The 831-nt window shown below is 68.6% G+C and carries 1 protein-coding gene; it reads left to right on the top strand.

Annotated elements, in window-relative coordinates:
* Nucleotides 1-79 precede the first annotated feature (79 nt).
* On the top strand, nt 80-831 hold a 752-nt coding region (locus tag FLX08_RS39985; protein ID WP_208761986.1), incomplete at its 3' end, for a transposase.

The raw sequence follows: 831 nt of genomic DNA, 5'->3' as shown, positions 1-831 counted from the left end.
GGAAGGGGTGTACCTTCCCGATGATCATGTAGGTCTCATGCATGACCGACGCGCCAACGTCGGTCGGGAAGGCACACCCGTGCTCACCGTAGTCCCTGACCCCGCTGACGGCGACCGCCGTACCGCAGACGCCCCGGTCTCCTCCTCCCTGATCGACGAGATCGTCCGGGAAGGCGCCCGCAGGATGCTCGCCGAAGCGCTCAAAGCCGAGGTCGATGCCTATATTGCCCAGTTCGCCGATCAGCGGGACGACGATGGACGCCGTCTGGTCGTGCGCAACGGCTACCACCAGGCGCGCGAGGTGCTCACCGCGGCCGGCGCGATCGAGGTCAAGGCGCCCAGGGTCAACGACAGGCGCGTCGATGAGGTCACCGGCGAGCGCAAGCGCTTCTCCTCGGCGATCCTGCCGCCCTGGGCGCGCAAGACACCGAAGATCACCGAAGTGCTGCCCTTGCTCTACCTGCACGGCCTGTCCTCCGGTGACTTCGTCCCAGCGCTGGGGCAGTTCCTCGGCTCGGCGGCTGGCCTGTCGGCGCCGGTCATCACGAAGCTGACCGAGCAGTGGAAGGCCGAGCAGCGCGCCTTCGCCGACCGTGACCTGTCGGGCGTGGACTACGTATACCTGTGGGCCGACGGGGTGCACGTCAACGTCCGCCTGGAGGAGCACCGTTTGTGCCTGCTGGTGATGATCGGCGTGCGCGCCGACGGCCGTAAGGAGCTCATCGCGCTGTCCGACGGCTACCGCGAGTCGACCGAGTCGTGGGCCGACCTGCTGCGCGATTGCAAACGGCGGGGGATGCGCGCGCCGGTGCTGGCCGTCGGGGACGGCGC

The organism is Microbispora hainanensis (assembly GCF_006874475.1).
Lineage (GTDB): Bacteria > Actinomycetota > Actinomycetes > Streptosporangiales > Streptosporangiaceae > Microbispora > Microbispora hainanensis.
This window is presented reverse-complemented; position numbering and strand designations above follow the sequence as displayed.